Annotated in this window: 12 protein-coding genes; 10 read left to right on the top strand and 2 right to left on the bottom strand. The window is 45.7% G+C overall.

Annotated elements, in window-relative coordinates:
• Positions 1–5: 5 nt before the first annotated feature.
• Entirely contained in the window at positions 6–3272 is a 3267-nt protein-coding gene (locus tag IDJ77_RS21315) for a PAS domain-containing hybrid sensor histidine kinase/response regulator (RefSeq protein WP_191191009.1), read from the bottom strand.
• 144 nt (positions 3273–3416) lie between these two features.
• Between IDJ77_RS21315 and IDJ77_RS21320 the strand changes: the two genes are divergently transcribed.
• The 10 genes from IDJ77_RS21320 (at position 3417) to IDJ77_RS21365 (ending at position 15586) form a co-directional block, all read left to right on the top strand.
• On the top strand, positions 3417–4703 hold the full coding sequence (locus IDJ77_RS21320) for a citrate synthase (protein WP_191191010.1): 1287 nt from the start codon (positions 3417–3419) through the stop codon (positions 4701–4703).
• Positions 4704–4897: 194 nt separating this feature from the next.
• The gene (locus IDJ77_RS21325; RefSeq protein WP_191191011.1) at positions 4898–5542 is read left to right on the top strand and encodes a hypothetical protein; all 645 of its coding nucleotides are present in this window, start codon (positions 4898–4900) and stop codon (positions 5540–5542) included.
• Positions 5499–7394 carry a RecQ family ATP-dependent DNA helicase gene (locus tag IDJ77_RS21330; RefSeq protein WP_191191012.1) on the top strand — a complete coding sequence of 632 codons (1896 nt, stop codon included), beginning with the start codon at positions 5499–5501 and terminating at the stop codon, positions 7392–7394. Before IDJ77_RS21325 ends, IDJ77_RS21330 begins: the two co-directional genes overlap by 44 nt.
• 252 nt (positions 7395–7646) lie before the next feature.
• Positions 7647–8249, top strand: a complete 603-nt coding sequence (locus IDJ77_RS21335) for a GIN domain-containing protein (RefSeq protein WP_191191013.1) — start codon at positions 7647–7649, stop codon at positions 8247–8249.
• A gap of 524 nt (positions 8250–8773) precedes the next feature.
• Complete coding sequence (locus tag IDJ77_RS21340; RefSeq protein WP_191191014.1) at positions 8774–9373, top strand: GIN domain-containing protein; 600 nt, start codon at positions 8774–8776, stop codon at positions 9371–9373.
• 123 nt (positions 9374–9496) lie between these two features.
• A complete protein-coding gene (locus IDJ77_RS21345) occupies positions 9497–10225 on the top strand; it encodes a head GIN domain-containing protein (RefSeq protein ID WP_191191015.1) in 729 nt (242 codons plus the stop codon).
• Positions 10226–10898: 673 nt separating this feature from the next.
• Positions 10899–12251: a trigger factor gene (gene tig / locus IDJ77_RS21350; protein ID WP_191191016.1), complete on the top strand. Its 1353-nt coding sequence runs from the start codon at positions 10899–10901 to the stop codon at positions 12249–12251.
• A gap of 273 nt (positions 12252–12524) precedes the next feature.
• Entirely contained in the window at positions 12525–13253 is a 729-nt protein-coding gene (gene clpP / locus IDJ77_RS21355; RefSeq protein ID WP_191191017.1) for an ATP-dependent Clp endopeptidase proteolytic subunit ClpP, read from the top strand.
• An 89-nt stretch (positions 13254–13342) separates the two neighbouring features.
• Positions 13343–14581, top strand: coding sequence for an ATP-dependent Clp protease ATP-binding subunit ClpX (clpX, locus tag IDJ77_RS21360; RefSeq protein WP_191191018.1), 1239 nt, complete (start codon positions 13343–13345; stop codon positions 14579–14581).
• Positions 14582–14725: 144 nt separating this feature from the next.
• Positions 14726–15586: an AMP nucleosidase gene (locus IDJ77_RS21365; RefSeq protein ID WP_191191019.1), complete on the top strand. Its 861-nt coding sequence runs from the start codon at positions 14726–14728 to the stop codon at positions 15584–15586.
• 144 nt (positions 15587–15730) lie between these two features.
• On the opposite strand, the gene IDJ77_RS21370 is transcribed toward IDJ77_RS21365, so the two are convergent.
• Entirely contained in the window at positions 15731–21559 is a 5829-nt protein-coding gene (locus IDJ77_RS21370; protein WP_191191020.1) for a carboxypeptidase-like regulatory domain-containing protein, read from the bottom strand.
• Between the last annotated feature and the right edge of the window lie 149 nt (positions 21560–21708).

The raw sequence follows: 21708 nt of genomic DNA on the forward strand, positions 1-21708 counted from the left end.
CGCAGCTAAACCAAGCCGTTAGGTGCAGTAACCGCCGGTTTGCAATGCTTTGATATTTTGCCGAACAGATCCTCGGGTACAAATGGTTTGGTAAGGTAATCGCACATCCCGTGTTCAAAAGCTTTAGCGTGTGTTTCGGGCATGGCATCGGCGGTAAAGGCTATAATAGGCAGTTGGGGCTGTGATTCCTTAATAATAGCCGAGGCCTCGAAGCCATCCATTACAGGCATTTGCAGGTCCATAATAATCAGGTCGTATACTTTTTCGGTAGCCATATTCACCGCTATTTGTCCGTTGAGGGCTTCATCTACATTAGCCTGCCATTTTTTTAGGAACTTGGAGGCTATCATGATATTCATCTTATTATCATCCACCACCAAAATATTCATACCGTAAAGGTTTGGCGGCAACGGTGTATGTGGAGCTGTTTCGGGCTGAGCGGTTAACTGCGCTGCCAGGTCAAACAATACCGGGAAGCTGAATTGTGTGCCTTTGCCCAATTCGCTGCTTACCTGTATGGTGCTATTGTAAAGCTCTACCAGCCGCTTGGTTATCGCCAGGCCAAGGCCCGTACCACCGTAATCGTTATTGATTACCTGTTCTTCCTGTATAAAAGGATCGAAGATAACGCCAAGGTTCCCGGGTGCTATGCCGATGCCGGTATCGGTAACTTTAAATTTAATCAGTATTTCTTTATCGCTTAGCTGTTGGTTCTCCAGTGCAATAGTTACCTTGCCTTTTTTGGTAAACTTAACGGCGTTGTTTACCAGGTTTATCAATATTTGCCCAAGCCGTGTTTGGTCGCCTACAAGGTATTCGGGGATGCTGCTGTCGGCTATTAATTCTATCTCCAGGTTTTTTTCTATCGCTTTGGCATAAAACGACTGCCTGACGTTTTGCGCCAGGTGGTGAATGTTAAAAACCGAATTGTTCAATACCAGCTTGCCCGCCTCTATTTTGTTGTAATCCAATATATCGTTGATGATGGCCAACAGGTTTTCGCCGCTGAATTTAAGGGTGTTAAGGTATTCTAATTGCTCGGGGCGAGGGTCTTCTGACAATAGCAGGTTGGTGGTGCCTATCACGGCGTTCATCGGCGTGCGAATCTCGTGGCTCATGATAGAAAGGAACTCTGATTTAAAGTGTGAGGATCGCTCGGCCTGTTCCTTTGCGGTGATGAGTTCCTGCCTTGCTATCTGCTGCAGGGTAATATCTTCGCCTATACTGGTTGTGCCTTTAAGCTTGCCATCATCGTCATAACTGATGGTGTTTTGCCAACTGATGATGCGCTGCTCTCCGTTACGGCAAATAATAGGGTTTACAAAATGTGGCGCAACGGTATTGTGTTCAAACCAGGCGGTCATCATTTCACGAAGGTCTTCGGGTACAAAATTGTCCATCCAGTTCATGCCCAGTATCTCACCCTGCTGATAGCCCACCAGGTGGGCCAGGTATTTATTGCAGAAAATAACATTGCCGTTAGCATCCAGGGATAGCGCCGCCAGCTTAATAGTTTCCAGCACCTGCTGAAATTTATTCTCCGTGCTTTTGTGCTCTATTTCGGCCTGTTTGCGCTGGGTGATGTCCTGCAGGGTGCCTACAATTTTACGTACGGTGCCGTCTTCGCGCAGCATTAGCTTGCCGGTAATTACACTCACGTGCTTTAAATTGCCTTTGGGGGTAATAATGCGATATTCCACCGCTACATCCGATGCAGCTTTAAATAAGTTCCTGATCACATAAACATCATCCGGGTGAATGTATTTGATCAGGGTTCTGCCTGCTATTGATATTGAGGCCTCACTTTCGTCCAGTTCATAAATTGCGTTCACTTCATCGCTCCAGGCAAGTTTTTTTGTGGTGTTATCAAACTTCCAGTTACCAATTTTGGCTATCTTTTGAGCTTCCAGCAGTTCTGTCTGGCTTATTTTTACCGCTTTTTCGGCCAGGCGGGCATCGGTAACATCCTGTATAATACCAACTATGCGTTGTAGTTTACCATCTTCGTTGTATTGCAGGGCGCCCCGTAATATTTTAATATACTTTAAATTACCTTTCGGGGTAATCATTTTATGCTCGTGGCTGGCTTCTGTTATGGTGGTGATATTTGTAAAATATGCCGAGGTACGCTCCAGGTCGTCGGGGTGTACCAGGCTCATGTAGTATCTAAACTTGTCAAACTCGCCCGGGATGTTATCAACCTCTAAAACGGTGAACAGATTGTCGGACCAATAATCTTCGCGCGTGATGGCATTAAACCACCAGTTACCTGTTTTTGCTATGCTTTGAGCCTGTTGTAAAAGGGCCTCGCTTTCTTTTAAGGCGTCGGCACGCCTTTTTTGTTCGGTAATATCGGTAACCGCTACGGATATGCGGCGCATGTAATTGCCATTAACGTCAAATACTGCCGAGATCTTAGACATGAACCACTTTGGCTTGCCATACAGCGACGGGAACTCTATAGTGGCGGTCTCTTTATTTTTTATAACTCCATGGTAAACATTTTCAAAGTAAACACCCTGTTCCGGCCCCACCACCTCCAGGAGGCTTTTATTTAAAAAGTGATCTTCAGCTAAGTAGGATGGGCTGTGCGGCCCAAACCAAACGTTAAGGCATACCATATTCTCATCCAGCTCAAAAATGGTATCGTTTACCGAACTGATAAGCGCGTGCAGTTGTGCCTGGCTGGCGCGTAGCTTATGATCGTTCTCTACCAGCGATTCGTTTAGCTGTAATACCTCGCCCAGCGCTTTTTTAAACTGCATCTGGTAGCTCACCATCACAAAGAATGATACATAGGCAATAAGCGTAAAAACAACCAGCAAAACAACAAGCACACCGCCCGATATAAACAGCTTTGGGGAATAGTAGTAAGCGCCAAGGATGGCAATAAAATTCAGCACGCTAACGGTAACAAATTCCCAGCGCCTGTTGCAAAAAAACGTTAATGAAATAAATATGGTGATAGAACTGAAAAGGTACACATGCTCAAACCCGTTAGCACCAAGCAAAATGCCATTATTAATAACCAGGTAAGCTAATATGGTGGTATAAACCAGCCAACGGAAAGCGGTTTTGTATGGGGTAAAGGACAATGCCAGCGCCGCTGCGCTCAACATTGAGCAAATGGCACGCAGCCAAACGGGATCGTAAGAATTGTAAAAGCACAGGTAATGCAGCGATGGACCGGCAATAAGCAACCCTAATAAAAGTAGCCTGTAGATGGTATTGTCATTTTCAATTAACTGCAGGATTCGCTCTCTAAATGACATCTATTAAGTAGTTTTTAATTTGCACGAAACAATATACGCTAAAAAGCTGCCAACTTACGTTAAGAATTTTACAAACGGTAAATTTATCTTGAAGCTGTTTAGTACGCATATTTATTTACATTTGTTGCAAATACTAAATTTTCTATGTCTGACACTGCACAACTAAAAATTGGTGATAAAACGTACGATCTGCCGGTGATTGAGGGTACTGAAGGCGAAAAAGCGATCGATATATCAAAGCTGCGCGACCTTACCGGTTATGTAACGCTTGATGTGGGTTACAAAAATACCGGGGCCACAAAAAGCGCTATCACATTTTTAGATGGCGAGGTGGGGATACTGAAGTACCGCGGCTACCCGATAGAGCAGCTTGCCGAAAACTCCACCTTTACCGAAGTAGCCTACCTGCTGATATATGGTGACTTGCCTACTACAGAGCAATTAAAAAGCTTTGAACTGGAGATAAGCCGCCACACCCTGGTGCACGAGGATATGAAGAAGTTTTTTGATGGCTTCCCCTCGGGCTCGCACCCAATGGGGCAACTATCATCTTTAATTGGAGCGCTGGCCGCTTTTAACCCCGCATCGCTTAAGCAGGGGCAAAGTACCGAAGAGGTGAACCTGGAGATCATTAAGCTGATAGCGAAGATGAGCACCATCGTATCCTGGATCTACAAAAAATCGTTGGGGCACCCGGTTATTTACCCGCAGAACAGGCTGGATTATGTAACCAACTTTCTGCATATGACCTTTGGGCAGCGTACCGAAGAGATTGAGATAGACCCGGTTGTGGTAAGCGCCATGAACAAGCTGCTGATACTGCATGCCGACCACGAACAAAACTGCTCGGCTTCAACCGTACGCATTGTAGGCTCGTCTGATGCTAATTTGTACGCGTCCATTTCCGCAGGGATCTCTGCGCTTTGGGGCCCACTGCATGGTGGTGCCAACCAGGCCGTGATAGAAATGCTGCAAAAAATAAAGGAAGACGGCGGCGACACCGATAAATGGATCAAAAAAGCGAAAGATAAGAACGATCCGTTCCGTTTGATGGGCTTTGGCCACCGCGTGTACAAAAACTTCGACCCAAGGGCGAAGATCATCAAAAAAGCCTGCGACGATATTTTAGAGAAGCTGCACATACAGGACGAAACCCTGGAAATTGCCAAAAAACTGGAAGAGGTTGCCCTGAGCGACCCATACTTTGTAGAGCGCAAGCTTTACCCTAACGTAGATTTTTACTCGGGCATTATTTACACCGCTTTAGGTTTCCCTACCGATATGTTTACCGTGCTGTTTGCCCTGGGCCGCCTGCCGGGATGGATTGCCCAGTGGAAAGAAATGAAAGCCAACAAAGAGCCTATCGGCCGCCCGCGCCAGATTTATGTTGGTGCAACGGATAGGGAGTATACAGATATTAAGAGCAGATAAAGCCTCACCGCAGCCCTCTCGAAAGGAGAGGGAGCAAGAAACTATAGCCACTATTGAGCTTAAGTCCTCTCCTTTGGAGAGGATTTAGGTGAGGCTAATTAAGTCCGACGTTTGCCGGGCTTTTTTTATAAACGCCGACTAATTATAAATAGGGTTTCGTGAAAAACAAGCTTGGGATTTTATACCGGACTGTCATGATCTTAGTTGTTCTCGCCATAATATATTTTGGCATTCACCGGATCGTTTCTTATTTCTTCGATCCGTTTGGCGCGAATGATAAAACATATAGCCGACAGGAGTTGATAGAAAACTTTAATGCCAAACAAAAAGAGATTTACGCCGCGAAGCATTATTTCGAAAGTATTGTGCTTAAAGGTAAAAAAGTTGACATCGAGTTTGATGGTGACAGAATAACTCGATTGGAAGTTTACCCTACAATTGATAACGCTCATCAAGACAGATATGCAATTGATGATTCCAGAAGAATCGACTCGATAATTACAGCTTTAGGTTGGACGAAGGCCTCAGTGAATAAGTTAAGGCAAAAGCTCGAAGAGGCTAACTGTATATCGATATTTAATGATGAGCCAGCAACCATCGGCTTTAAAAGGAGCGGTATGGGCATTTACTCATTTCAGGTATTCGACAAACCTATGGCAGATAGTACGAAAATAAAATATTCGCGGGATTCGTGCTTGTTTATCGTAGCAAACAACAGGCTTGTTTTAGAATACGGCGGTGGTGCAATAGGCCCCCAATGCTTCCCGCGGAAAGATTTACAGAACAATAACTCCCATGACCACACGCGAAATACTCAAACAATATTGGGGGCACGATAACTTCCGGCCGATGCAGGAGGAGATCATCGCGTCGGTATTGCAGGGGCATGATACGCTGGCACTGCTGCCAACGGGTGGCGGTAAATCGGTGTGTTTCCAGGTGCCCGCGTTGGCTAAGGATGGCATCTGTATCGTGGTATCGCCGCTCATCGCGCTGATGAAAGACCAGGTGGAGAACCTGAAAGCAAAAGGCATCGACGCAGTTTCCATTGTATCGGGCATGAGCCGCCGCGAGGTGGATATTGCGTTGGATAACTGCATTTACGGCTACACCAAGTTTTTGTATCTCTCGCCCGAAAGGTTACTGTCTGAACTGGTGCGCGAGCGCATCAAGTATATGAAGGTAAACCTGTTTGCGGTAGACGAGGCGCACTGTATCTCGCAATGGGGTTATGATTTCCGCCCGCCTTATCTGCACATTGCCGATCTGCGCGAATTACATCCCAATGTGCCGGTGCTCGCGCTTACTGCCACAGCTACTTCAGATGTACGGGCGGATATCCAGGAGAAACTACTTTTTAAGTCTGGCAGCGTTGTTTATCAGCAAAGTTTCGCGCGTAAAAATATCAGTTATGTGGTGCGCCATACCGAAAATAAAAGCCGCAACCTGCTGGATATTGCCAATAATATTAAAGGAAGCGGTATCGTATATGTGCGCACTCGCAAGGGTACAGCCGAGGTGGCCAAGTTTTTTACTGATAATGGCATTAAAGCCGATTTTTACCATGCCGGCCTAAGCGCCGACGAACGCGCCGAAAAGCAGGAAGCCTGGAAAAACAATCGTAACCGCATTATTGTAGCCACCAACGCCTTCGGCATGGGGATAGATAAGGCGGACGTGCGTTTTGTGGTGCACCTGGAAATGCCCGATAGCCTGGAAGCTTATTACCAGGAAGCCGGCAGGGCGGGCCGCGACGAACAGAAAGCTTACGGGATATTATTATACAACCTTAGCGACAGGCTGCGGAAGGAACAAATGTTTTTGCAGAACTTCCCTTCGGTAGCAGAGATAAAGCAGATATATCATTACCTGGGTAGTTACTGCCAGGTAGCCTACGATACCGGCGAAGGAGCCAACTTTGACCTCGACCTGGGCGATTTTTGCAGCCGCTACAAACTGGACAGCATTAAAACCATTAACGCCTTAAAATTTTTAGAGCAGAACGAGTACATCGCTTTCAGCGAGAGTGTGTTTTTACCCTCACGGTTCAGATTTGAGGTTTTGAACGAAGAACTGTACAACTTCCAGATCCAAAACCCAGGCTGGGATCCCTTCGTTAAAACCTTGCTGCGCTCCTACGGTGGCGCATTTGAAAATTATGTGCGTTTAAAGGAGTTCGACCTGGCGCGGCGTACCAACATGAGCGTGCAGCAGGTGGCAGAGGGTTTAACTAAATTAGAAAGCTTTGGAGTGCTGAGCTACCTGCCGCAAACCGATAAGCCCCAGATAACCTGGATAAGGGCACGGCAGCAAGCCAACAACGTATTTATTAATAAGGCTGATATAGAAACCAGGAAAGCCACCTACCGCCGAAAAATGGAGGCGGTTTTCGCCTATGCCGAGCACAAACGCTGCCGGAGCCAAATGCTGCTGGCGTACTTCGACGAACCCAACGCCGCCAAATGCGGCGTATGCGACGTTTGCCTTGCCGAAAAACGGGAGAAAAATGCAGCAGAGATTTTTGAGAACATCACCAACGAGATCGTGCAATTGCTGAGCGTTGACAATTATACTATCGGTGACTTGATAACTACCCTTAAGTTGGGCTCCGGAAAAGAAAAGATAGAAACCCTCCGGATGCTGCTGGATGCCGGCAAGATAAAAACGGATGGGGAGAAGTATTATTTGTAGATTAGGGATCCGCCTTCATTACTCTCCACAACCCATCTTGTCTTATTTCTTGATTCTTGCCTCTCGATTCTAACTTCTTTTTCCACGTTACATCTTTTTCGCCGAGCTATTTCGGGCGTTCACCGATGTAATACCGCCGTACGTCTATTTGGCCATAATTTGCTGTAACGTTTCCTCACGGGGGGCGTCATATGGGTGTATTTAATAAAACGAAAAAACACAAAAGCACTCACAGTCAAAATATTATAAATCATGAAAACTACAATTTTAACAATAGCAACCATCTTCACTTTAGCCATAGGTACTGTAACAACCAGCTTCGCGGCAGCAAATAACAACGAAGAAGTAGCCACCGTTTTAACAAACGTAAGCCAGATCAACAAAATAGAGATCCGTGGTAATGTGCAGCTCTTCGTATCAGACGGCAACGCCGATCAGGTAAAAGTTTACAACCGTTATTATGCCGAAAGCGCCTTGGTACAAAACGAGAACGGCGTACTGCGCATTGCATCGTACAACGCTAAAACCTTAGTGGTTTGGGTAACCGCTGCCGACCTGCGCAGCATCTCTGCTTACGATAACGCCGAAGTAAAATCTTTTGGTAACCTGTCTAAGATCGATCTGGATGTTAACCTGTACAACAACGCTTCTGCTAAATTGAACCTGGATGCCTACAAAGCAAACATTACGGTGAACGACCGCGCTAAAGCCGACGTTACCGGTAACGTTACCGAGTACAACCTGGTACGTGACCAATCTGCAACTGTTAACAACAGCGATCTGGCTGCAACAAACAGATCAGAAAAAATAACCAACAAGTTTACCCCGGTTAAAGCTGACTTAGCCATTCTGTAAGCACTACTTTTGCAAAAGTTCAACATATATTCACAGAGCCATCGCGTAAGCGGTGGTTTTTTTTGTTGTCTGAACTCGAATTTTTCGTGCTTGCTTGATTTTTAACGGCACTCAGGAAGGCTGCGCCGTTTCGAACGAGCGGGGAGGGAATGCGGGCAGGCGTGGGGAGAGAACTTATATAGGTTCCATCAGCCCGTCATCCTGAACTTGTTTCAGGCCCCCACAGGACTGGTTGCCCACATGCTAAACCGTCTTGCACATCGCTACTTTGCCTGCTTGATGCCCGAAATTAATTCAGCATTACGTGCCCGTTTTACCCACCTCCGGTCTTGTCTCCTGATTCTAATCTCTTGCCTCTCAAATTCTCTCCCACTTCGCCGACCCAATTCCGTCCTTCACCGATATAAACCCGCTGTGTGTCTATTTTACACTATTTGGCTGTAACGTTTCCGGCTTGGGGTCGTCTTATTTGTGTATTAAGTTACTAAACAACATAAAGTATTCAAAATCAAAATATTAATATCATGAAAACATCAATATTCACCATCTTAGCTATCGTAGCATTAGCAGTTGGCAGCACAAATTCAAGCTTCGCTTCAGTAAAAAATGAAAACAAAGAAGTAAGCACCGTTTTAACAAATATCAGCCAGATCAGCAAAATAGAAGTACACGGCAACGTGGAGCTTTACATATCTGACGGTAACACCGACCAGGTGAAAGTTTACAACCAGTACTATGCCGAAAGCGCTTTGGTACAAAGCCAAAACGGTGTATTGCGCATCTCATCATACAAAACAGAAAAATTGGTGGTTTGGGTAACTGCAAACGATCTGCGCGCCATCTCTGCTTATGATAACGCATCTGTAAAATCATTCGGCAGCTTATCAAAGATCGACCTTGACGTTAACCTGTATGATAATGCAACCGCACAATTAAACTTGGAAGCTTACCGCGCTACATTAACTGTAAACAACAACGCAAAAGCAACCTTAACCGGCAGCGTTACCGAATACAGCTTAACATATGCAGATTCTGCAAAAGTGATAAACGATAACTTTATCACCGTTAACGAAAGTAAAATTCAGGTGCCGGCAGCAGGCAGAAGAGAGATAGCAGGCTTATAATATACACCTTACACAATTCAATATATATACCTTAAAAGCTGTTGCCGGGCAACGGCTTTTTTTATTTTAACTTTTAGTGTAACTTCAGGGCAATAAACGGTGTCAAAAAACAAAAAACTTACCATGAAAAAATCTTACTTACAAATATTCGTTTTGGTTGCACTGCTTTCAGTGAGCCTTTTTTCATCCTCGTGCCGCAGGTTCAGAAAAGTGCATGGCTCGGGCAAAGCGGCTACAGAGAAACGCACCGTTGTGGAATTTACGAAGGTCGACGTTTCGGGCGGCTTAAAAGTTACCCTTACGCAGGATAGCTCATCGGTAGTAACCGTTACCGCCGACGACAATTTGCTTAAATATATTAAAACAGAAGTGGAAGGCGACAGGCTGCGCATATACACCACCCGTAACCTGGATAGCCGCACCGAACTAAGGATAGGCGTGGGGCTTCGCAAACTGGAAGACCTGGAAGTATCCGGCGCGGTAGAGGTAAGCTCCATTGGCCGTATCACCACCGGCAATCTCGATCTGAACCTTTCCGGCTCAACAAAACTGGATATGGACCTCAGCGCGGCAGATGTGCACACCGAAGGCAGCGGCAGTACCGAACTGAAGCTGAAGGGCCAGGCGGCATCGCATAACGTAAATTTGAGCGGCAGCGGCGACATTGACGCGCTTGACTTTGTGGTAGGTAAATACAATATCGAAACATCGGGCGCCAGCCATTGCAAAATTAACGTGTTAAAAGACCTGAGCGTACATACCAGCGGCGCATCAGAAATTGAATATCGCGGCAGTCCGTCAAACGTAAGCAGCGATAAATCTGGTGCTTCGTCTATTACCAAGATCGATTAAAATTAGTTGAAATATGCTTGTCGCGTGGCGATTGGACTCACCCCCGGGTACGCTATCGCTGCCCGACCCTCTCTGCTCCGCAAAGAGGGTGAAAAAAAAATAAAAAAAACTCCCCTCTTTCCGAAGGAGAGAGGGGGCAGGGCCCGCCTGCCGGCAGGCAGGGGTGAGTCAACTCGCGGCGCGGACATAACCGCTCGCAAATCAACTCACCCTTAACGCTATCGCTGTTCAATCCTTATCCGCAAAGAAGCTTAACTGCAAACACTTAAACAGGTAAGCAACACATTCGTAAAATTCTAAAACAAACAGTACACAGTTATCAAAATGTAAAAGGGGGCACCTACGGAGCCAATGCGGGTTAATAGGCTTTTCCTATAAACAGGCGACTCCGCTGGAGTCAATAACAAGCCATTAAAGAGCTCCGTTAGGAGCTTCCTGTTTATAGAAATAAAAAACAGAGGCTTTGGCTCCGTAGGTGCCCCCTTGTACAGTGGGCTTTTCGTTTGACGTTATACAATCAAAAGAATTTTAATGCGTTGCCCCGTGAAAACATACCTGCGGCCAAATAAATTCTCAAAATAAATTCATACTTTTGCGCCTCTAAAAAGCTGCCATGCGTTTTAAATAATCGCATGGCGGTTTATTTTGAATTAAAAACTATCCGGTAAAAAAGATGAATATATCACAGGAAAAAGTTGATAACCTCAATACGGTTGTAAAGATCAATTTAAACCCGGCTGATTACCAGCCACGCGTAGAAAAAGCGATTAAGGAACAAGCTAAGAAAGCAAAGATCCCAGGGTTCCGCCCGGGCATGGTGCCACCTGCACACATTAAAAGAATGTATGGCAAAAGCATTTTGGTTGATGAGATCAACAACATGCTGAGCGATACCCTGAACAAATACCTGGAAGAAGAAAAACTGGAAGTATTGGGCCAGCCTTTGCCAAAACGCGAAGATGAGCGCAAAGAATACAACTGGGATTTTGCCGACGATTTTGAATTTAACTACGAAATTGGTTTAGCACCGGCTTTTGAGATCGACTTTACTTCTAAAGACCAGATAACCCAATACATCATTAAAGCTGATGAAGAAACCCTGGCTCAAAGGGTGAAAAGCATCCGTCGTGCTTATGGCAAAATGACAAATCCTGACGTATCGGCAGACGATGATGTTCTTTATTCCGAATTAGTGCAATTATCTCCGGATGGTTCTGTTTTTGAGGATGGCATTAGCAACACGGCATCTGTACGTTTAGACCTGATAAAGGATGAGGCCATAAAAGCATCATTAATCGGTTTAAAAAAGGGTGACGAAGTAACACTGGATATCCAGGCAGCTTATGGTAACGATGCAGCTAAAATTGCAGGCGTGCTTAAGATAGATGAGGAAACAGCAGCTGATTTAAAATCGAACTTTAAACTAACGGTAAAAAATGTAAACCGTTTGGAAGAAGCCGACTTGAACCAGGAGTTCTTTGACAAATTATTTGGTGAAGGTACCGTAACTACCGAAGAGGGCTTCAGGGAAAAAATAACCGAAGAAGTTGAAACTATGATGCAGCAGGATAGCGAACGCAAACTGCAGAGCGACATCTACAACTATAGCCTTAACAAAGTTCAGTTTAACTTGCCCGATGATTTTTTAAAACGCTGGTTGAAAGCAACCAACGAAAAACTATCAGACGAGGAATTGGAAAGTGGTTACAACGATTTTGCAAAAAACCTGAAATGGACACTGATAGCAAACAAAATAACGAAAGATGGCAACATCGATATTAAATACGATGAAGTATTTAATTACGCTAAAATGAGCTTAGATCAGCAGTTCCGCGCGTACAGCCAGCAATCGCTTCCAGAGGAGCAATTGGCGCAGTACACCGTGCAGTATTTGCAAAACAAAGAGCAGGCAAACAAAATATTTGAGGAAGTAAAAGCCGTTAAGGTTTTTGATTACGTAAAAAGCGTAATTACCCTTGATAAAAAAGAGATCCTGTTTACAGATTTTAACAAACTGGAAGACTAAGTACTTCCGTTTAATAATATCCTTTACCAAAAGCATTTGCATAACAGCAGATGCTTTTGGCGTTTAAAGAACCTCGGAGCCTCACCTAAATCCTCTCCAAAGGAGAGGATTTTAAAAAAAAGAGCTTCTTACTCCCTCTCCTTTGGAGAGGGCCGGGGTGAGGCTCCGAAATAATTTTTACTTTACACAAACTTTACGCTATCAATTCTATTCAACTAAAAACTATATTAGCCCCACAACCCAAAAGCATTTATATTATAACAAACACATATCATGAGCAGTAATATCGATAAGAACGAATTTCGTAAATACGCTGTTAAGCATCATCGCTTAAACGGCCTTACCGTAGATAAATACCTTTCCACCTTCGATCGTAAGAGCCAGCCAAGCGGGATCTACAACCCAACCGGCATGACCCCATACATCATCGAAGAGCGCCAGATGAACGTGGCCCAGATGGACGTGTTCTCGCGTTTGATGATGGACCGCATCATTTTCCTTGGCGATGCTATTTATGACCAGAACGCAAACATTATACAGGCTCAGTTGCTATTCCTGCAGTCGGCAGATGCCAAACGCGATATCCAGATCTATATCAACTCTCCGGGTGGCTCGGTTTATGCCGGTTTAGGTATCTATGATACCATGCAATTCATCTCCAACGATGTAGCTACCATTTGTACAGGCATGGCAGCATCAATGGGTGCAGTATTGCTTTGCGCAGGTACTGCCGGTAAAAGGGCAGCATTGCCACATTCGAGGGTGATGATCCACCAGCCATCGGGCGGTGCACAGGGCCAGCAAAGCGATATCGAGATCACGTATCACGAGATCACCAAGCTGAAAAAAGAACTATACCAGATCATTGCCGACCATAGCGGTGCATCGTACGAAAAAGTTTGGGAAGCATCAGACCGTGATTACTGGATGATTGCTGATGAGGCAAAAGAATTTGGTATGGTTGATGAAGTTTTAAAAGGAAACAGTAATAAAACAAAATAATCAATTTTGCGTATTGTGTACAACCTTAAGGGGTTGTACACATTGCAATTAAATTTTTAATTGATTATTTTTCATAAACCAATTAGCAGATGAACAAGAACAGCAAGGAGATCAGGTGCTCGTTTTGCGGCGCAGGTAAACAAGACTCCCTGATGCTGATAGCCGGGCTCGACGCGCATATTTGTGATAAGTGCGTTAACCAGGCTAACGAGATACTGGCAGAAGAGCTAAAGGTGCGCAAGGTGAAAGCTTCGCCATCGTCGCCTGCTATTTTAAAACCGGCAGAAATAAAATCCCACCTCGATCAATACATCATCGGGCAAGACGACGCCAAGAAAGTGTTGGCGGTATCGGTGTACAATCACTATAAGCGCCTTAATCAGCGCGTAGATAAAGACGAGGTAGAGATAGAAAAATCGAACATTATTATGGTAGGCGAAACCGGTACGGGCAAAACCCTGCTGGCCAAAACGCTTGCTAAGATCCTGAACGTGCCTTTTTGCATTTGCGATGCCACGGTATTAACCGAGGCCGGCTATGTAGGCGAGGACGTGGAAAGCATCCTGACCCGTTTGCTGCAAAGCGCGGATTATGATGTGAACACTGCCGAGCGCGGCATAGTTTATATTGATGAGGTGGATAAAATCGCCCGCAAAAGCGATAACGCGTCCATCACCCGCGATGTAAGCGGCGAGGGTGTGCAACAGGCTTTACTGAAGATACTGGAAGGAACCATGGTTAACGTACCACCACAAGGCGGCCGTAAACACCCCGACCAGAAGATGATAACCGTAAATACCAGTAACATATTGTTTATTTGCGGCGGTGCGTTTGATGGTATCGACAGGAAGATAGCCAACAGGCTGCGTACCCAAACCGTGGGTTACAAAATGAAACGGGATGATAACGAGGTGGACATGAAGAACCTGTATAAGTACATTACCCCGCAGGATCTGAAATCGTTTGGGTTGATACCCGAGCTGATCGGCCGTTTGCCGGTGCTTACCTACCTTAATCCGCTGGATAGGGAAGCCCTGCACAATATCCTCACCGAACCAAAGAACTCGCTGTTGAAACAGTACAAAAAACTGTTTGAATACGAAGGCGTAAAACTGGAGTTTGACGTAGACGTTTTAGATTTTATTGTTGATAAGGCAATGGAATTTAAATTAGGCGCCCGGGGGCTGCGCTCTATCTGCGAAGCTATCATGATAGATGCCATGTTTGAGTTCCCATCCAAGAAGGATGTGAAGCGCTTAAATGTAACGATGGAGTACGCGAGAGAGAAGTTTGAGAAGAGTGACCTTAAAAAATTAAAGGTAGCTTAACAATAAATTGGCTTTAAATAGCTATATTTGTAATACTAAAACAGCAGCCCTGGCGACAACCCGCCGGGGTTTGCTGTATAAAAAGGTTTTTAAACGCCCCCAAAGGAATTCGCCGATGGGATAAATAATAGGAGAACTCAAAAAATGAACGAACAATTAGACGCCAAAAAAGACGCAACACCAAAAGAGGAAAAAAAGGTAAAAGAAGTAACATCGCCGGTAAAATCCGGCTTAAAAACCAAAGAAGCAATTGTTGCCAACTGGCTGCCGCGCTACACCGGCCGCCCGCTTGATGCCTTTGGCAAATACATTATCCTCACCAACTTTTCTAAATACCTGCAGCTGTTTTCCGAATGGAACGAGAACGCGCCGATAATGGGTTTGGATAAACCGATGCAAAGCGTAACCGCCAACGGTATCACGATCATCAACTTTGGGATGGGCAGCTCGGTAGCGGCAACCGTAATGGACCTGCTGACCGCCATCCACCCCGAAGCCGTAATATTTTTAGGAAAATGCGGTGGCTTGAAAAAGAAGAACAACGTAGGCGACCTGATACTGCCCATAGCGGCCATTCGCGGCGAGGGTACATCAAACGATTACCTACCTGCCGAAGTGCCCGCACTGCCCGCCTTTGCCCTGCAAAAAGCAATCTCAACCACCATCCGCGATTTCGGCCGGGATTACTGGACCGGAACCTGCTACACCACCAACCGCCGCGTGTGGGAGCACGATAAGGACTTTAAAAAATACCTGAAGGATCTGCGCGCCATGGCCATTGATATGGAAACGGCAACCATCTTCACCACCGGCTTCGCTAACAAGATCCCAACGGGTGCCTTGCTGCTGGTATCAGATCAGCCGATGATCCCGGAAGGTGTAAAAACCGCCGAAAGCGATTCATCCGTAACCGAGCAATTTGTAGAAACCCACCTAAGGGTAGGTATCGAATCGTTGAAACAACTCATCAACGGCGGCTTAACGGTTAAGCACCTTAAGTTTTAAAGGGTTTACCACCACGTCATTGCGAGCGAAGCGCGGCAACCATCGGTATGAAGGTCCGCTAAGCAGGTCTGTTATCTAAAGCCGCTCTGCATATTCGCTCTGCTGGCCGAGGGTTGCCGCGCTTCGCTCGCAATGACGCACTTTTTAATTCCCAATTACTACCTTCTTTAAACTTTCCCTGCCATAAAATACCGGGAAATACATTTGCTCGGCTTTGGCCGGATTCAGGTTGTATTTGCCACTGTAGCGGGGCATCAGGTTTACGCTGAAAGTGTAGGTGCCCTGCTTAAGCTTGCGGCAAAATATGCTCACCTTTTCTTTAAAGAATTCGCGGTGTACCTCGTTGTTGCCCCACTGCTGGTCCTTGCTTTCGTAAGAGCAGCCTGCCGGGATAGGGATCTCTATCATCACAAAATCGGCATCGCCACGTACGGTTACTTCGGCTTTAAGCTGTACCGCCTCACCGCCTTTTAGCCGCGTAAGCTTATCACCTTTTTTCTCAAACCAAGTATCCACTGTAAAATCCTTACTTACCTTTTCCGGTTTGCCGTTCCAAAATTGCTGGTAGCCGGTAATGTATACCGGCAGGCTTCCTGTTTTGCTTATGCTAATAGCATTATCTTTCAGGATAGCGGTATAGGGGAAAGTAGTGATGGTTTCGGTAGCGGTTCCCTTTATGGTTAGTGCCGATGGTTTCAGCTGTTTGTCTTTTTCCAACAGATCGGGCAGGATGGTTTCCAGTATCAACGCCGATTCGTAGGTGTTGCGCCATTCGCCCAGTTTACGCTGCTCTAAAAAGTACCCGCGTATCTTAGCAAGCAGCTCCGGGTGTTTTCCTGCTGCTTTGATGATCCTGTAAGCTATCACGCTCGTTTGAATGGAGTTATCAAAGAAACGGTAATTCTCCTCGCCCCAATAGATGTTATCGAACATGGTTTTACGTGCGGCGTTGATCAGGCTATCAATTTTAACCGGGATGCCGGCCTGTTGCTTCAACAGCATCAGGCGCATGCGGTTATAGCCGGGCACATCTTTCTGCAACTTGTACTCCTTTTCTATCACAGCAAAGTATTTGATATAATCAACTTTAGCGCTTAATTGGTGCAGTAATTGCAGGCAGGCCAGTTTTTCTTCCCCGCGGTAACTTTCCAGTTGGTAAACCAGGTAGGCGGTTAATTTTTGTTTGTCGAGCTGCACGGAGTAGCCCATACTTTGCGCATCGGTGAGCGCTTCTACAGCGTGCAGGCTTATCCAAAGTTCCTCATTGGTATCTGCCCACCAGCCCCATGTACCGCTTGGCTTGCGGTTCTCCTGCAGTTTTTTTATCACCGCTAAAATATTCTTCTCGTATTTAAAGGGCTCGCCCAGGAAAGTTTTGATGCGTTTTTCGGCTAAGAGTCCTTTAAGTTTCGAGGTAAGTTGCTCGTTACATAAATATTTGTACTCGCGCAGGCGCCTGGCTTCTTCGGCAAGCGCCGGCAGGGCAGAAGCCTCGGCCCTAAAGGTAACCGGCCCCAGCGCCGGGTTAAATTTAAGGCTGATGGTGGTATCGCGGTCCAGGGCTTCAAAAATACCCTTTGTTTCCAGCACGCCCTGTTTTACCACGGGGATCTTTCGCTGCTCGCCGTCGAAATAGCCATTGTCGCGTTTAATGCTGTATTCAAAAGCCAGGCTGTCGGTAGCCGAAGCCACGATATTCAGCGTATCTATTTTGGCGTTGCTTACCTGCAGATCGCCTTGTGCTAATACCTTGCCGTTGTAGCTGAATGTGCGGGTTACATTAACAGGGGTGGAGTTATAGTTCATCATCTTGCCTATCAGGCTCATCTCATCGCCTTCCACAGCAAATTGCGGCGCAATAAAATTTGCGCTTAGGGGTTTGAAAGATTTGATCTGTTTTTCGATAAAGCCGCTTTGGCGCTTGCCGTTAATGCCCACAACAAAGGTGCGCCAGTTGGTAATATCATCCGGGAAAACGCTGGTGAAACTGGCCTTCCCGTTTTCATCGGTAACCAGTTTGGGTTGCCAGTAGGCATAGTCGCTAAAGTTTTTGCGCAGGGTTTGCTCGCCACCTCGCGGGGCCTCGGCAGGACTGGGAGCGGCATTTGCCTTTGGCTTTGTAGAAATGATAATTACACCATTCGCTCCGCGTACCCCATAAATGCCTGTAGCCGCCCCGTCTTTCAGTACGCTTATTTCCCCTATCATACCCGGGTTCAGCCCTTTCAGGTCGGCTACTATTTCACCATCAACAACATACAAAGGCTTATTAGCGCCAATTGAGGAGGCTCCTCTTATCCGGATATTAATGCCTCCGCCGGGCGTGCCCTCTATTATCGTTACGCCGGCTGCCCGCCCTTCCAAAAGTTGGTCGAATGTCATTGTGCTGACCGAGCCGGTTAGATCCTTCCGCTTTACACTGCCGTATCCAACAACCACAACCTCCTGCAGCTGGTTTTTTTGCGGCGTTAATTTAAGGGTGATGGTTGTGCCCGGCGTGTAATCTACTTCCTGCGTAAAGTAACCAATGTACGATACTATAATTTTGCCCTGCGGCGGCACTTGCAGCCTAAATTCGCCGTTAGTATTTGTTTGAGTGCCAACCGTAGTACCCTTAATTTTTACCGCGACGCCAATAAGAGGCTGTTTATCGTCGCTGCCAATAATTTTACCGCTTAGGGTTTGGCTAAATTCACCGGTGCTGAAGTATTTTTGGTTAAAAGCCTCTTTCAATTTCAGCGCATCGTTCTCTATTTGATCATCTGCGTTACGGTATCGCTCGCTTTTGCGGCTATTAATTATCTGCCCGATTTTAATACTTACCGAATCCCTGGCATGCCTGGGCGATATACCGAACCTGTAAAAATTTATACCATGTGTTTTTACCTCTATGCTATCCTTTATATCGTACCGGTCGCCCTGCAGCAAAAAGAATATCCTGTATTTTCCCTGCGCCAGCTCCGCTAAATCGGTGGTGTTGCCCGGGTATACACTAATATAATCGGGGTTATCATAACGGTAAAGAATAACATTTTTAATAAGGGCCATTTTTTCATTCTCTACCGGCAACCGGTCTATTTTTAGCCTGCCTGTATTGTGCCCTTTTACCGGGAGATTGGTGAACAATTGCGTGGTGTTGGCGCGTTTATCCAGGTAATCCTGCCAAAGGCTGTCTGCCGCATTATTAGTTAGCACATATTGTTTGTAATTGGTGGTGCCATTTATATTACCCAGCCAGCGGGCAAAGGGATAATTTGCCGTTATGCTTTTTTGCCTGATGAGGCCCGGCTCAAATAAATAGGTATAATTTGGTTCGGCTAAAAAGGCTTGCGGCTTATCGCCCTGGTGGTCATATACCGTATAATTTGGTGTCAGCGGGCCTGTAAGCACGGCGCTGCCAGCTGTAGCGGCAGGGTTTAAAAAGAAGATCTTATCGGTTTGTGCGATCATGGCCCGCCGCCCGTCGAAATTGTTTACAACACTTACCAGGTACTTATTAATGTTATTAGCCTCGTAGAAGGATAACGTATCAGGTAGTTTTTGCGCGGGATAGGTATTGGCATTTATGCTGATGATGAGTTTTTTATTCCGCTCCATCTTTACGCTGTCCACTTCTATAATTTGTGCGGCTGTACGCAACATCAGCGAATGGTAGCCGGGAGAGACTTTAAAGCTGTAGGGCTGTAACTGCTGTGCCTGGCTAAAGTAAACCGGCAAATGATCGATATATAAAATATGTACAGGTACTATGTCGCCGTTCTTCACCACGAATGGCGCTACCTGGGTTACCGTATCAATGCCCGGTTCCTCTATGCGGTAGATATTGTTTTGGGGATGCGTAAACTGGTAGTAAGCAATGCTGTCGAGCCCAATTTCGCGGCCCCAGCGCTGCCAGTTCAATTTGGAGTGGCCCTGCAGGTTGGGTTCGCCCAGCTTAAACTCTTTTACACCCGCCTTATATCTTTTGGGTTTGCCAATGTAGGGGACATTTGGGCCATTGTAGCTGAATTTTTTGGTGAGCGCCCATGCGGTAACATCCGTATTGGCAACCGGTTTGCCGGCAGCATCAGTAACCACTACATCGGTTTGTACCTTTTGGCCCGGGTAAACCGATACAGGTTGTTTTACGGCAATATTGAGTATATCTGGCCTGTAAGTGGAATAAAGCGTCTCGGTTTTAACCACGCCGGCCCAAATGTAATTTATTACAAAGGTAAGCGGCGCGTTTTGCGATAAGGCTTTTTTATAAAACAGCTTATCGGCCTGCCCATGGTCTGTTAACCTGCCGCCCGTAAAAACCGAATAAAAAAAGTGCAGCTTGCGTGGGTTGGCCACACTCACAAAAACAGAATCGGCCGTGCGTTCTGATGAGAGGGAAATGTTGCCCTTAAAATCTTTCATCTCCAGGTCGGTGTCGGTGCTGTCGGTCTCTATGTTATATTCGCTGGCGCTGGGGTTGATCAGTACGAAGCCGGGCAGTAGAATTTTCTGCTTAGTGAGAGTATCGCCATCGGCATTTAAGGCGCTTACAATGCCAGTTGCCGCGGCTGGCTTCCCATATTCCTGCCGGCTTATTTTTAATGAATCGTTAACCACATCGGTAATTACATGGAACCGGTCGTATTTAAACTTGCCCTCAACCTCGCTGTTTTGCTGCTCGTTATTGGAGTTTAAAAATTGTGCGTCTATATCATAGTTAACATTCGCTTTCGGGAAAATAGAATCAGGTATGGTGATCTTTGTTTCGCCAACGGCATCCAGCGCAAACTGATGTTTCCATAGCGTATCAGCTACAAACTGGTGGTTGGCTTTTGGCTGGTTTACATTGGTTGTTATAAGATTTAAAACTACCCGCCCATCAGCTACCGGCAGTTCGTTTTCGTCTGTGGCTTTTAAGTAAACCACCTGCTGGCTGCCGGGCCAGTGTTCTTTCTTGTCCGTCCGCATGGAGAAATGGATCGACTTCAGTTCATATTCTTCAAATTGGAACCTGCCCGAATAAATAACATCCTTACTGTTTTCCCCTTCATCATTGTCATCGTCCTCTTCATTCTCCGGGTTTTTTTTCTTTTTTTCTTTAGATGGGTCGGTAAGTAAAACCGTATAATCATCATCCAGGGTAAGGTCCAGGCTGTCTGCCAATACAAAACTGTATTCAAAACCACCATCGCGATAGCTGCTAACCGTACCCATTTTTTTGCTGCCGTCGCCGGTAACTAATTTAACCAGCAGCTTTTTGTTGGGAATAGGTTTCTTATTTTTTGTGTTTAATATAAATGCTTTAAATTTTACAGTATCCCCGGGTTTGTAAATGGGTTTGTTAAATACCATAAAGCCTGTGTAAGGTTTAGGTTTATAATGATACTTGTTGTTGCGTTTAAAAATATTTTTTACCGATGCCCACAGTTTTGCCCACCAGCCTTTTTCATAGCCATAATAATTAGCCGGGCTAATCTGGTAAAAGTTGCTTACCCCGGAGTGGTCTACCTGTAAAATGCCGGCGGCTTTGGTGCCTTTAAAATGCCAGGTACCGCTATTGGCATCATAGGCCACTTTTTTGCCATTAAGCAGCACAATTGCATTGCTTATATAACTCCCTTTTTTATCAGTTAGGGCAAAACGGTGTTCGTACTTACCGGTAAAAAGTTTTAAAAAGGCGGAATGGTTTTCGATGACGGCGTATTGCAGCTTGTTCTGTTCGGCATGCACCTTTACGTAATTGCCCGGCGGCAGCGTGTTCTCCCAGTATTTATCGGTAACGAAAGAATCTACCGGGTTGCGGAACAGTTTATCGTCGAACGGCTTTTCGGGCGCTTTATAAAAGCCCAGCAGGTCGGCGGAGTTCAACTTATAAATATAGGTGTAATAGCTGCTTTGCCTGCTTTTGGTAAGCGGCCGCTGCGCAAAAGCACTGCAAGTGAACAAACAGGATACCATTAAAAAGGCGAACAGTCTTGGTAATAATTGTGGCATATTCAGGTTATATATGGGTCGGTTGGCCCCGGTTTTTAAAGATAGTTTTGGTATATATATGATTAAGATGCAGATGTATTTACTATTCCATAAAAAAATATCATTTAAGAAAGCTAATTTTGAGGCCTAACCTGTCCCCGCCTTGCCGG

This window comes from Mucilaginibacter pankratovii (assembly GCF_014773265.1).
Classification (GTDB): Bacteria; Bacteroidota; Bacteroidia; order Sphingobacteriales; family Sphingobacteriaceae; genus Mucilaginibacter; species Mucilaginibacter pankratovii.